The 13814-nt window shown below is 63.2% G+C and carries 9 protein-coding genes; 4 read left to right on the plus strand and 5 right to left on the minus strand.

Annotated features, from left to right (window positions below; genetic code table 11):
* Window positions 1–6: 6 nt before the first annotated feature.
* Both ABID58_RS28865 and ABID58_RS28870 read right to left on the minus strand, forming a co-directional pair.
* Window positions 7–1308 (minus strand): O-acetylhomoserine aminocarboxypropyltransferase/cysteine synthase family protein, encoded by a 1302-nt coding sequence (locus tag ABID58_RS28865; RefSeq protein WP_354036224.1) that lies wholly within the window; start codon window positions 1306–1308, stop codon window positions 7–9.
* 216 nt (window positions 1309–1524) lie between these two features.
* Window positions 1525–2979, minus strand: coding sequence for an amidase family protein (locus ABID58_RS28870; RefSeq protein WP_354036225.1), 1455 nt, complete (start codon window positions 2977–2979; stop codon window positions 1525–1527).
* Here ABID58_RS28870 and ABID58_RS28875 point away from each other — a divergent pair.
* Window positions 2954–4159 (plus strand): uracil-DNA glycosylase family protein, encoded by a 1206-nt coding sequence (locus ABID58_RS28875; RefSeq protein WP_354036226.1) that lies wholly within the window; start codon window positions 2954–2956, stop codon window positions 4157–4159. The genes ABID58_RS28870 and ABID58_RS28875 overlap by 26 nt on opposite strands.
* On the plus strand, window positions 4156–5769 hold the full coding sequence (locus ABID58_RS28880) for an amidohydrolase family protein (RefSeq protein ID WP_354036227.1): 1614 nt from the start codon (window positions 4156–4158) through the stop codon (window positions 5767–5769). Before ABID58_RS28875 ends, ABID58_RS28880 begins: the two co-directional genes overlap by 4 nt.
* Before the next feature lie 24 nt (window positions 5770–5793).
* Here ABID58_RS28880 and ABID58_RS28885 read toward each other — a convergent pair whose 3' ends face one another.
* Both ABID58_RS28885 and ABID58_RS28890 read right to left on the minus strand, forming a co-directional pair.
* Window positions 5794–6837, minus strand: a complete 1044-nt coding sequence (locus ABID58_RS28885; protein ID WP_354036228.1) for an aldo/keto reductase — start codon at window positions 6835–6837, stop codon at window positions 5794–5796.
* Between the two features lie 10 nt (window positions 6838–6847).
* Window positions 6848–8029, minus strand: a complete 1182-nt coding sequence (locus ABID58_RS28890; RefSeq protein ID WP_354036230.1) for an MFS transporter — start codon at window positions 8027–8029, stop codon at window positions 6848–6850.
* A gap of 99 nt (window positions 8030–8128) precedes the next feature.
* On the opposite strand from ABID58_RS28890, the gene ABID58_RS28895 reads away from it, so the two are divergent.
* Together ABID58_RS28895 and ABID58_RS28900 are read left to right on the plus strand one after the other, a co-directional pair.
* Window positions 8129–9079, plus strand: a complete 951-nt coding sequence (locus tag ABID58_RS28895) for a LysR family transcriptional regulator (protein ID WP_354036231.1) — start codon at window positions 8129–8131, stop codon at window positions 9077–9079.
* Window positions 9080–9434: 355 nt separating this feature from the next.
* Complete coding sequence (locus ABID58_RS28900; protein WP_354036233.1) at window positions 9435–13064, plus strand: hypothetical protein; 3630 nt, start codon at window positions 9435–9437, stop codon at window positions 13062–13064.
* Window positions 13065–13200: 136 nt separating this feature from the next.
* Here ABID58_RS28900 and ABID58_RS28905 read toward each other — a convergent pair whose 3' ends face one another.
* Window positions 13201–13812, minus strand: coding sequence for a TetR/AcrR family transcriptional regulator (locus ABID58_RS28905; RefSeq protein ID WP_148755838.1), 612 nt, complete (start codon window positions 13810–13812; stop codon window positions 13201–13203).
* Window positions 13813–13814 lie beyond the last annotated feature (2 nt).

Below are 13814 nucleotides of genomic sequence, written 5' to 3' on the forward strand. Positions count from 1 at the left end.
GATTGCCTACTCCGCGGCCTGAAGACGCGCGGCCGGACAGGCCTTCTCCAGCGCCTGGTCGACGTCCTCGATGATATCAGCGGCATGCTCGATACCGATCGAGAGGCGGATCGTCTCCGGCAGCACACCGGCTGTGCGCTGCTGCTCCGGCGACATTTGCCGGTGCGTGGTCGAGGCCGGATGGCAGGCCAGCGACTTGGCATCGCCGATATTGACGAGGCGGGTGATCAGCTTCAGCGCATCATAGAAATCCTTGCCGGCTTCCATGCCGCCCTTGATGCCGAAGGTGAACAGCGAGGAGGCGTTGCCGTCGAGATACTTCTGGACCAGCGGATAATAGGGGCTATCCGGGAAGCCGGTGTAGTTGACCCAGGCGACGCGCGGATCGTTGCGCAGGAATTCAGCGACCTTGCGGGCGTTCTCGCAATGGCGCTCCATGCGCAGCGCCACCGTCTCGATGCCCTGGAGCAGCAGGAAGGCGTTGAACGGCGACAGCACCGAACCCATGGTGCGCTGATAGACGCTGCGCGCGCGCTCGATATAGGCGGTCTTGCCGAAGCGCTCGGCATAGACGAGGCCGTGATAGGAGGCGTCCGGCTTGTTGTAGGCCGGGAAGCGATCGGCGTGCCTGGCCCAGGGGAAATTTCCGGAATCGACGATGGCGCCGCCGAGCGTGGTGCCATGACCGCCCAGGAATTTGGTCAGCGAATGCACGGCGATGTCCGCGCCGTAGTCGAACGGCTTGAGCAGGATGGGCGTAGCGACGGTGTTGTCGACGATCAGCGGCACGCCGTGGGCGTGCGCGATCCTGGCCAGCGCCTCGATGTCGCAGACATTGCCGGCGGGATTGCCGATGGTCTCGGCGAACACCGCCCGGGTGTTCTCGTCGATCAGCTTCTCGATTGCATCAAGCTTGTCGCTCTCGGCGAAGCGGCCGGTGATGCCCTGCCGCGGCAGGATGTGCGAGAGCAGCGTGTGGGTGGTGCCGTAGAGCTGCGGCACGGACACGATGTTGCCGCCATGGTCGGCGACGTTGACGAAGGCGAAATGCAACGCAGCCTGGCCGGTCGCGACCGCGAGCGCGCCGACGCCACCTTCGAGCTGGGCGATGCGCTTCTCCAGCACCGCGCTGGTCGGATTGGCGATGCGGCTGTAACGGAAACCTTCGGCCTCGAGATTGAAGAGGGCCGCGCCATGATCGGCGCTGTCGAAGGCGTACGCCGCGGTCTGGTAGATCGGCACGGCAACCGCGTGCGTGGTGGCTTCGGGCTCGTAGCCGGCGTGAATAGCAATCGTCTCGTTGCGCATCGTACCACCTCCGCGTGGAGCGGGCTGCACTTATTGGCCTGTATGAGGCATGTGCGTTGTCCGCCGTCCCTCTGTTAGAGGCGGGTGGTAAAGCGGACAATAATTCGCCTAGAGATAGAGGAAGTAACCCTAATATTTGTTGGTGAATTGGCTAAAATTTGAATGATCCCCTCTCGCGGGGCTTCGCACGTACCGCGCGAAGCCCCGCGAGCAAGTTCAGGCCATCGTCTCCCAGAGCCGGTGGGTCAGCACGCCGGCGCGCTTCTCGATCGCGGCGGCAGCGTCCAGCGCGAGATCCTCGCGGTAGCGGCCCGCGATGAGCTGCACGCCGATCGGCCTGCCATCTTGCACGGCCACCGGCACCACGGCGCCGGGCAGCCCCAGCACGTTGATCGCGGAGATGAAGCGGATCTCGCCCCAGAAGATTTCTTGCACGCGTTCGGCACTGACGGTGTCGTCGCGCGGACCCGGCGTCGGCTTCACCGTGGTCGGCGCCAGCACCACCGGATACTCCTCGAAGAACAATTGCCAGGCACGGATATGGCCGTTGCGGGCGGCTGTCGCCTGCATCCAGGCCTTGAGATCGAGCGCGTTGGCTTTGGTCTTCATGCCGCCCCATGCCTTGTGGAAGTCGTCCGACGTAACCTTCAGCATGCCGGCCTCCTGCATCACCACCGTCTCGTTGGTGATGATGTCGCACCAGGTCTGCCAGACGCCGTTGATGTCGGGCACCTCGACCTCGCTGACGCGATAGCCGGAGCGCTCCAGGTGATCGGCGGCCTGGCGCAGCGCCGCGCTGACCGCCGGATCGACCGCCATGTCTTCCGGGATCTTGGCCAGCGCGACCTTGATCGGGCCCTTCGGCTTCGGTCCGGTCAGCGGCGCCGGCACCCACCAGGGATCGCGCGGATCGCGCTGGCTCATCACCTCCAGCGCGAGACGGACGTCGCCGACGTGGCGGGCGAGCGGCCCCTGTGCCGACATCAGATGTGCCAGCATCGGCCGCTCCGCCGTCGCGCTTGCGTTGAAGGCGGGAATGCGGCCCTGCGTCGGCTTGATGGTGGCAACGCCATTGCAATGCGCCGGCCACCGCAGCGAGCCGCCGATGTCGTTGCCATGCGCGATGGTGCCGATGCCGGCGGCAACCGCCGACCCCGCGCCGCCCGAGGAGCCGCCGCAGGTGATGTTCGGGTCCCAGGGATTGAGGGTCAATCCGTGCAGCGGATTGTCGGTGAAGCCGCGGAACGAGAATTCCGGCGTATTGGTGAGGCCGATGACGATTGCCCCGGCCTTCTTCAGGTTACGCACCACAGGCGAATCCGATGGCGCAACGAGATCCTTGTTGGCGGGGACGCCGTTGAAATTGGGTCGGCCTTCGTAGTCGACGTTTTCCTTGATGGTGATGGGCACGCCGTGCAGCAGGCCGAGCTCGCCGCCCTTGGCGCGCCGCTTGTCGGCCGCATGCCCGGCCCTCAGCGCGTCGTCGCCGAGATCGACGACGACCGCATTCAACCGGGGGTTGACCGCATGCATTCGCTCCAGATGCGCCTCGACGGTTTCCACCGCAGAGATTGCGCCGGAGCGGATCGCGGCCGCGGTCTCTACCGCCGACCATTGCCAGGCTGGCCCCTTGGGGGGGCGCGCAGTGGCCGATTTGCGCGCCGGCGCCACGGTCCTCTTTGTCGTCTTCTTTATCGTCTTGGCGACGGCCCCTTTGCGGACCGGACTCTTCTGGCCAGAGGTTTTCGCTGCCTTCTTGGAAGCGTTTTTCTTCATCGCCGTCTTCTTCGCCACGCCGCATCTCCTGAAATTGCGCGGCGAACGTTACGGACGGCATGCGCGGCTGTACAGGTGCGATTCTGCATGGCGCGCTGGCGCGACGCACCATCGCGTGCCCCGGCGAAGGCCCCTTAGGTCCGCGCTCATGGCCTACAAAGTGGTTGAACGGCGCGGCGAACTAGCGTTAAGATTGCCGGGTTGCGACCGAGTTATTTTGAGCAGTTCTTTTGCATCGACAGATTGGAGCATTGCCATGCTCGTTGACTTCGACAGCGGATACGGCCAGCAGCCATTTCACGATCTATGCGCCGACTACCCCGGCCCTGAGGCCTATGATCCACACGATTTCCGGGTCGAATGGGGTCCGATCTTTCACCGCGGCCGGCTCGACGGATCAGCGCGCGTGCTCGTAATCGGTCAGGATCCCGCCCAGCACGAAACGATCGTGCGCCGGATCCTGATTGGCACTGCGGGCCGGCGGACCCAGGGCTTTCTGACGAAGCTCGGCATCACGCAGAGCTATGTGATGGTGAACACCTTCCTGTACAGCGTCTACGGACAGAGCGGCGGCAACAAGCACAAGAACGAGCCGGGCATCGTCCTCTATCGCAACAAATGGTTCAAGGCCGTCCTGGGGCTCGGCAGCATCGAAGCCGTTGTCTCGCTTGGCAGTCTTGCGGACGACGCCTGGCACGCCTGGCTCATGACCGCCGATGGCGCCGCCTACAAGGCCCTTGCATATCAGCACATTCCTCATCCGACTTGGCCGGAGAGCTCCGCACCCGATGCCGCGACGCAGGCGGCGAATACCAAGGTCATGCTGACCAAGTGGAATGCCGCGCTGACAGCTCTCGGACCGCAGATCAAGCATCCCGACGCAGCAGCCGCACTCGTGCCGTATGGCGACGCCTTCAAGCTTTCCGAGCTGGTCGACATCATCGCAAAGGATATTCCGGCGGGCCTGCCGGTCTGGATGCGCGGAGACGCACCATGGGCGACACGCCAGGGGGCTGACGCGGCGGCCAAGCGGCGCACGATCGCGATCACCGTCCCCGATGGAGTGATCCCATGAGCCCGGCCCCAATCGCGCCGAAACGATGGGCCCTGTCCGGGCGGATCGTGACCATGGCCGCCGAAGGCGACATCATCGACAGCGGAACGATCTTCATTGAGGATCATCGTATCGCTGCCGTGACGCCGAAGGGACAGTCCGCGCCGGCAGGCTTCGAGACCGTCGATGCGATCGACACCGGCGGCACCATCTACCCTGGCCTGATCGAGCTGCATAATCACCTGAGCTACAACATCCTGCCGCTCTGGCCCGTGCCGCAGCTGTACCAGAACCGCGACCAGTGGCAGAACGCGGCATCGTACAAGACCTCGGTGACCGGCCCGATGAGCGCGATTGCGCTTGCCGACGACGGCTCGCTGCTGCCGGCGTTGGTTCGCTACGTCGAAGCCAAATGTCTGGTCGCCGGCACGACGACGAGCCAGGGGATCACGCTGTCGAACTGGAGCGGGACGATCCACAAATACTACAAGGGAGCGCTGCGCGCCGTCGAGATCGGCAGCCCTCCCGATCTGCCGCGGGCACACTCGAAGATCCCCGATGTGGACGCCCAGGATTGGGCGAAGTTCGACAACGAGCTCAAGTCGTCGGCATGCTTTCTGCTTCATCTCAGCGAGGGCATCGATGCCAAGGCGCATAGTCATTTCCTTGCGCTGAAGAATGCCGCGGGAACGTGGGCGATCGAGCCGTCGCTGGCCGGCATCCATTGCACGGCGCTCGACGCGACCGACTTCTCCACGATGGCCGAGCACAAGGCCAAGGTCGTGTGGTCTCCCCTGAGCAATCTGCTGCTGTACGGGAAGACGACGGATGTCGTCGCCGCACGTGCGGCCGGCCTCACCATCGCGCTCGGCTCGGACTGGTCGCCGTCGGGCAGCAAGAATCTGCTGGGCGAGCTGAAGGCTGCGAAGGTCGTATCAGCGCATTTCGGGCTCGGATTCAGCGCCTACGACATCGTCTTGATGGCGACGCGCAATCCGGCTGAGATCCTGAAATGGGATGGAAAGCTGGGAACGATCGCGAATGGCAAGTTTGCCGATCTCCTCGTCGTCAACGGCCGGGATGGCGATCCTTATGATCATCTGATCAAGTCGCGCGAGCAGGATATCGCTTTGGTGACGATCGGTGGGCAACCGCATTACGGATCGAAGAGGGCCATGCAACAGGCCGGAGGGAGCGGCGAGGACCTCGTGATCGGAGGGACGGCGCGGCTGATCGACTTCACCTCGCCCGATCAGGATCCCGGCATCGAGAAAATCACGCTGGCGGAGGCGACCAGCCGGTTGGGCGCCGCGCTCGGCAATCTCGGCACGCTGCAGCACCATAGCCTCGCCATGAGTGCGGCGATCGCCAGCGGAAAGGTGTCGCGTCATGGTTGGCGCCTCGCGCTCGACGAGCAGTTCAGCAACAATGTCCAATTGCGACCGCGGCTCGAATATAACGGCATTCGGACCGGTCCCGATTTGCGTGCCGTCACAGCCGCGGCGGCGCCGCTGCATCCGATCAAGCTGGACGGTCTCGCTGTGGTCGATGATCCCGTCTTCATCACCACGTTGACGGGCGAGACCAATCTTCCAGCGGGGATCAGCGCCGCGATCGCTGCTTTCTATTAGCCGTTGTCCACGGGCCGCCGCCGCTCATACCGGCGGCGGGTTCAGTCGCGCAAATCCTTCCTGGATGCGATAGGGATAATACGGATAGGGCGGCATCACCGCGCTGACCTCGCCGAGGCGCCGGATCTGATCCGGGGTCAGCGACCAGCCGACGGCGCCGAGATTGTCGCGCAGCTGCGCCTCGTCGCGGGCGCCGATGATCACGGATGATACCGTCGGCCGCGACAGCAGCCAGGCGATCGCGACCTGGGGCACAGTACGGTCGGCTTCCATGGCAATCGTGTCGAGCACATCGACGATGGCATAGAGCCGCTGCTCGTCCACGGGCGGACCGAACTGCGCAGTCGCATGCAAGCGACTGTTTTGCGGCAGCGGCTGATCGCGCCGGATCTTGCCGGTGAGCCGGCCCCAGCCGAGCGGGCTCCAGACCAGCGCGCCGACGCCCTGATCGCGTGCAAGCTGCATCAGCTCCCACTCATAGTCGCGGCCGAGCAGCGAATAATAGACCTGGTGCGCGACATGGCGCGGCCAGCCGCGGCGATCGGCGATGGCGAGCGACTTCATCAACTGCCAGCCGGCGAAGTTGGAGACGCCGACATAGCGCAGCTTGCCGGCGCGCACGAGCGTATCGAGCGTATCGAGCGTGGACAACACCTCCTCGATCGGCGTGAACGCGTCGAAGGCGTGGAGCTGGAGCAAATCGATGTAATCCGTACCAAGCCGCCGCAGCGCTGCCTCGACGGATGAGAGCAGCCGATGCCGCGACGAGCCGGCGTCGAGCGGACCGTCGCCCATCGGCAGGCTCGTTTTGGTCGAGATCAGCACCTTGTCGCGCCGGCCCTTGATCGCGACACCGAGAATCTCCTCGGAGGCGCCGTTCGAATAGACGTCGGCGCTGTCGAACAGATTGGCGCCAGCCTCGAGGCAGATGTCGACCAGCCTGCGCGCCTCCTCGGCGGCGCTGCGGCCCCAGGCCGAGAACAGTGGGCCCTGGCCACCAAAGGTGCCGGTCCCGAAGCTGAGAACGGGCACCTTAAGTCCCGAAGAGCCGAGATGACGGTATTCCATGTGCGCCTCCTTATTCCGCCGGGCACGCCGCAACTGCGGCCTGCCTGCGGTCGAGCTGAAGGCTCCACAGCGCCAGCACGAGTCCAATTGCGGTGATCCCGGCCGCAACCAGCGGCAGCGCGGAAAGGCCGAACCCGCGATCGATGGTGATGCCGCCGGCCCAGGCGCCGAGCGCGTTGCCGAGATTGAACGCGGCGATGTTGAGGCTCGAGGCGAGCGTGCGGCCGCTCGAGCCGGCCGCCTCCAGCACGCGCAACTGCAACGGCGCGACGGTCGCAAACGACGCGATGCCAAGCAACAGGATCAGCGCAATGGTGGGGATCTTGACCGACAGCACAGCGGAGAGGCCAAGCAACACGATGGCGAGCGCGGCCAGCGTGCCGGTCAGCGCAAGCGCGAGACCACGATCGGCGAGCTTGCCGCCGGCGACGTTGCCGATCGCAAGCCCGACACCGAACACCAGCAGGATCGGCGAAACCGAGGCTTCCGAAAAGCCGGTGAAGCGCGTCAGGATCGGCTGGATATAGGTGAAGACGACGAACAGGCCGGCAAAGCCGAACACGGTCATGGCGAGGCCGAGCAGCACCTGTCCTCGCCCGAGCACGGCAATCTCCTCGGCCAGCGAGATCGGCTTGTCGCCGTTACCGACGTGACCTGGCACCAGCGCCGCCACCACCGCAAAGGCGATCACGCCGATCACGGTCACCGCCCAGAATGCCGCGCGCCAGCCGAGCATCAGGCCGAACCAGGCGCCGAAGGGCACGCCGAGCAGTGTCGCGACCGTGAGGCCGATGAACATGGTCGAGATCGCGGAGGCGCGCTTGTCCTCGGCGACGAGGCTGGTCGCCACCACCGAGCCGACGCCGAAGAAGGTACCGTGGGCCAGCGAGGTCAGCACCCGCGCGGCCATCAACAATTCGTAGTTCGGCGCGAGCGCACAGGCTGCATTGCCGAGCGTAAAGATCGCCATCAGCGCCAGCAGCACGGTCTTTCGCGGCAGCCGCCGGGTCGCTAGCGTCAGCACAGGAGCGCCGACGAACACGCCGAGCGCATAGCCGGAGATGAGCAGGCCCGCGACCGGCACTGACACATGCATGTCGGCTGCGACCTGGAGCAGCAGGCCCATGATGATGAATTCGGTGGTGCCGATGCCGAAGGCACCGGCGGTGAGCGCGAGAACGGCGGGAGGCATGCGTGACTCCGATGGGTGAAGACGAGCCACGCAGATAGCCGCGCCGCAGCAAAACCATTAGAATGTCCACAATCCAATCATTTGTGACGTGAATTCAACATGGCCCGTTTCGACACCAACCGCTCCGCCGAGATGGAGGTTTTCGTCCGCGTTATCGACCTCGGCGGCTTCACCCAGGCCGCGCGAAAACTCCGCCTGACTCCATCAGGTGTCAGCAAGCTGATCTCTCGGCTTGAGGCGCGGCTCGGCTCGCGGCTGATCAACCGAACCACGCGCAAGCTCACGCTGACGGAGGAAGGCCAGGCCTTCTACCAACGCGCCGTGCGCATCCTCGGCGAGATCGAGGAAGCCGAACGTGAAGCCGCATCCGGCGCCACGCCCCGCGGCCGCCTCACGGTCAACAGCAACATCCCCTTCGGCATGCTGCACGTGATGCCGCTGATTCCGCGCTTTCTCGCCAAACATCCCGACGTCACGCTCGACCTCGTGCTGACCGACACCCTGATCGACCTGATGCAGGAGCGCGCCGATGTCGCCATCCGCGCAGGTCCCCTGCGCACGTCACGTCTCGTCGCGCGAAAACTTGGCTCCAGCCGCATGGTCGTGGTCGGCGCGCCGGATTACCTTGCCCGCGCGGGCATACCGAAGTCGCCGGCGGATCTCGCCGAGCACCGTGGCATCGGCTGGACTTTTCCGCGCTCGATCCGCGGCTGGCCGTTCAAGCGCGGCGAGCAGACCGAGGAAGCCGTGCCGCCGCCGGCCGCCCGCGCCAGCGATGGCGAGATAGCCCGCCGCCTTGCGCTCGGCGGCGTCGGGCTTGCCCGCCTTGCCCTCTTCCACATTGGCCCCGACATCGAAGCCGGCCGCCTCGTGCCGGTGCTGCAAAACTATAATCCCGGCGACCGCGAAGACATCCACGCCGTCTATGTCGGCCATACGGCGCCGCTGCCGGCGCGGGTGCGCGCATTCATCGATTTCCTCGCGGAGCATGTGCGGGTGAGCGATCCCGCGCTGAAGCGCGCAGGGGACGGGCGGTGGAAGTTGGTGTGATAAGTCCGGTTGGCGGAGAGAGGGGGAACCGGGCTCGGACCTTCGCCGGGCCACGAAACGACGATGGAACTTTCCATACCCCACCATGTGCCGCAAAAGTTTCGCGCAGACACTCGAGAACGGGTGGCCGCCGCAATTTTCGTCATGCTGTCGATAAACTGATCCAGCAATATGCACGCATATGCAGGTCACGATTTCGGCAGCAGAAATCGTGCGAGCATCCGTTCAACATTTCGTTCAGAGACAGCAACTGCTTGACAGACATTTTCAGCCATCGCAGTTTTAGGTTGAATAGCCCTCGCATGATTTTGCTTTGCTCGTTTGATTTTCCAAGCACCGAACGCGGAGCATTCATATGACGGTTATTCCTCCCGCCAGTGGCATTACCATCCACAATGGCGACACGATGGATGTCAGTGGCGGCGCTTCCGTCGATAACACGACGATCCAAACTGGCGGCTTGCAGACGGTCGGCGGATCTTTCTCAACGAGCACGGCAACCCACACTGTCATCGATGGCGGAGAACAGGACGTTATCTTCGACGGCGTCGCCAGCTACACGACCATCAACCAGGGCGGAATCCAGCGCGTCACTGGCGAATTTGTCCATGAAGGTCCAACTCCCGGCGAGGTTGATCACACCACGATCAATGACGGCGGCGAGCAGGACATCGACACGGGCAGCGCAACCGCGACGAGCGTCAATTCCGGCGGCGTCCAGAACGTGACGAACGGCGGCAGCGCCAGCGGCACGATCGTCAATTCCGGCGGCGTTCTCAAAGTTTCAGGTGAAACCGTGGAAACGGCGCCGGTGTATCCGCCGCCGGTTATCCAAAGCGTGGCGACCGCGGCAACCATCAACTATCAGGGTGAATTCGACGTCACTGGCGGCGGGACTGCAGTGAACACCATCGTCAACGGCGGCGCCATGACCGTCTCGGGATCGATACCGGATCCGTTCGCCAACGTCCCGGGCCAGCCCGCCGTCGACGCCAGCATGGCGACCGGCACCACCGTCGAAAGTTTTGGAATCCTGACGGTATCGAACGGAGCGTTGGTATCCGGGACCACCCTCCAAAACTTCGGCAGGCTGAATGTGGATGCAGGTGGCACAGCGACCGGCACGATAATCAATTACGGAACGATGCAACTGTCCGCTGGCGCAACCGCGACCAACACGACCGTCAATCAGTACGGCGCTTTAATAGTGCTTGGTAACGCCAATTTTTCGGGGACAGTCTTCAACGCCGGCAGCACTCTCGAGATCGGCGACGGCACGATCGAGAACGGATTTACGGTCGCGAAGAGCGTGACGCTAGCCGTTTTGGACGGCGGTGTCCTCAATAACAGTAGTATCTCCGCAGGCGGAACGCTTATCGCTGAAGCCGGCGCGACGCTGTCCAATACCACCTTCCAGAGTGGCGCAACGTTTATTATCGACTATGGCTACACGGAAAACGGCTTCACCGTATCGAACGGCATACTCTTTGAGGTGTTCGGCACAGCCACGAACACGACGATATCAGCGGGCGGCAAGGAAATCTTAGGTAACTACGGCGAAGGAGGCACCGCCAGCAACACCGTTATCAATGGCGGCGAACAGGATGTTGGACTTATCTCCACCGCGAGTTACACCACGATCAACATGGGCGGCATTCAGCGTGTAACCGGCCTCTATATACACGATGAGCCGGGTCCAGGGCGGGCCGATCATACGACCGTCAACAATGGCGGCGCGCAAGATGTCGATACTGGCATCGTCACGTCAACGACCGTCAATGCCGGCGGCGTCCAGAATCTCACCAATGGGGGCATTGCCAGCGGCACAATTGTCAAATCAGGCGGCATCGTCAATGCTTCGGGAGAAACCGTCTATCATTCTCCCGGGGGCCAATACGCCTTCGTCATCAGAAGTGAAGTCGATTCAGCTGTCGTCGGCAGCGGCGGCCAATTGCACCTGTCCGGGGCGGGGATCGCCAAGAACGCCACTATCAATGGCGGTGTAATGACGGTTTCGGGGTCGATTGCAGACCCCACGAGCGACCCAAGCGCACCGGCGGTCGACGCCAGCACAGCGAGCGGAACGATGCTCAATTCAGGAAGCATCTCCGTCTCGGACGGCGGCATCGTCACTTCCACGACTTTGAACGGCGGCATGCTTGATGTGCTGGATCAAGGCACTGCGAACGCGTCGACAATTTATCGTGGCGCCGCGGAACTCGTCGAATCGGGTGGCGTTGTCGGCGCGACCACGATCGCCGGCGGCACGCTCGATCTCAAGGCGGGCGCGATGTCGGACGACGCGATCACCTTCTCCGGCCAAGGCACATTCAAGATTGAGCAGAAGCTGGTTTCGGGCCCATCGACCTTTGCAAGCCAGATCAAGGGCGTCTCGCTGGGCGACCAGATCGATCTTTCCGGTCTGTCCTATTCCAGCGGCGCGACGGCGACTGTATCCGACTCGAAGCTCACGGTCAGCAACGGTGCGGCCAGCGAGACCTTCTCACTGGCGGATACGTCGGTTACGCGTTTCGGCATCACGAAAGACGGCTCCGGCGGCATTCTGCTGACGGCCGCAGCGCTGCCCTCCATCGCTGGAGTCGTATCGGGACAAGCGACCAGCAACGAAGCTGCGATCAATCCATTCGCGACCGTAACGATCACAGATCCAAACGCGGGAGCAACGGATAGCCTCCTCATCACCCTCGCGGGCGCGGCCGGCATTCTGTCCGGGACAGGATTGACCTCGCTTGGAAATGGAATCTACGAGCTTGCAGCGACCAGCGCTGACAAGCTGACCGCCGAACTGCACGCGCTCACCTTTGTGTCCTCGCCGCACGGAGACGGCAGCGCAACGACCATATTCACGCTGAGCGACACGAGCAGCGTGGGCTTGACCGTCAGCGACGCCCACACCTCCGTCATCGACACACATCAAGCCGGTCCCACGACGGTCAACGGTCCCGCATCCGGTTATGCGACCATTCAGGGCACGACGGGCAACGACATCATCCACGCCTATGGTATGTTCAATATTATCCACGGCAATGGCGGGAACGACACGATCTACGCCGGACTATACGGCACGGTTGACGTGCCGAGCGGCGACAGCACCGTCCACCTGGAGGGGTTCGGCAACCGCGTAACCGGTGGCGACGGCAATATCACGGTGACGGGATCGACAGGCGCCACCATGATTACGCTCGGTCATGGCAACGACACCATCGACGCCAGCGGCTACGGGAACATCATCGCGCTGGGCAACGGCGATAATCTTGTCCATCCCGGTGACGGCACCAGCCTAACGACGGCTGGCAACGGCAACGACCAAGTGACGCTCTCCGGATTTGGCAACACGGTCATGCTTGGAAATGGCAACGATCTCGTCACGGGCGGAGGCGGCGCCAACAGCGTCACGCTCGGTGATGGCGACAACACCGTGAATCTCGGCGGGATGGTCAACCAGATCACCGTCGGTTCCGGAACGAACACGATCATAGCCGGCAACGGAGCGGATAACGTCGTTGCTGGCGCGGGCCACGATACAATCGAACTTGGCGGAGTCGCCAATCACGTGGCGCTCAACGGGTCCACGGCAAGTGTGACAAACCAGATTGGCCTGGACGTCATTACCGTCAATGGCGGATCAGACCAGTTCAACTTTGTCGGGTTCGGCAATCAGGCGATCATCAATGGCCCGGCCCATGTCAACATCAACGATCACGGCACGGGTCTGACCGTCTCTGTCAACTCCAGCAGCCAAATCGATACGATCTCCGGATTTGGTAATGACCCGCTCGGCGTCATCGACCTTGGAAACGGCGCAGGCAATTACCACTCCGTCGCCGACATCATGAGCGCGCTAAAGAGCGACGGACATGGCGGGACCCAGCTTGCCCTGGGCAGTGCTCCTAACGCAGGGTCTCTCGATTTCATCGACACCGCGATCAGCCAGTTGCACGCATCGAACTTTGTGATCGTATAAAGAGAGTGGCAGTCGATCCGCGTCGATGTACGGGCTGTTTGTTATCTCGGCGCGTGGGCACCTACGGTCCTCGCTACCACTAACCAGCTGCCCGCTGCACCTCAGGCCTCGGTGTAGGCTGGAAATAGGAAACTGGCTAACCGGTCTTGCCGAGAGCTTTCAGGATAAAGCGTATCTGGTCGCGCAGACGTGCTTCGGTTCCGTCGTGCTGAACGCAGTGCTCGATCAGAATTGGATGAAAGAATGGCGTGAACGCGGATCTAACCGCCCGCGCCGCTTGCACGGCATCCTCGACGTCGAACTCGCCCGCTTCGGTGCCTTCGCGTATGATCGCCTCAGAAATCGTCAGCATCCGCTCGATATGCGCCTTGATGATTGGCCAGTTTCCCTGCGTGGCAGCGACGATCAACTCGTGCATGGGCCGTGCCCCGACCAGCATCATCTTGTTGTGGTGGTGAACGGCGGTCAGAAGCTGGTCGAGTTTCTCCCCGGCCGGCGCGTTGGTGCGTGCGATCGCGAAAGCGATGTCGGCAACCTCGTTCATGAGACGCCCGCAGACGGACTCGTTGATTGCATTCCTGGAAGGAAAGAAACGGTAGATATTGGCCGGGCTCATGCCGAGTTCAGCGGCGATGTCGGCCACCGACGTCCTGTGATGACCGACGCGGCGAAAGCGCTCCTCCGCCGCTCCCAGTATCCGCGCGCGGGCCTCGTCGGACTCTTTTCCCGTTCGGACCGGACGATCCATTG

Origin of the sequence: Bradyrhizobium sp. S3.2.6 (assembly GCF_040546885.1) — a bacterium.
GTDB lineage: Bacteria > Pseudomonadota > Alphaproteobacteria > Rhizobiales > Xanthobacteraceae > Bradyrhizobium > Bradyrhizobium cytisi.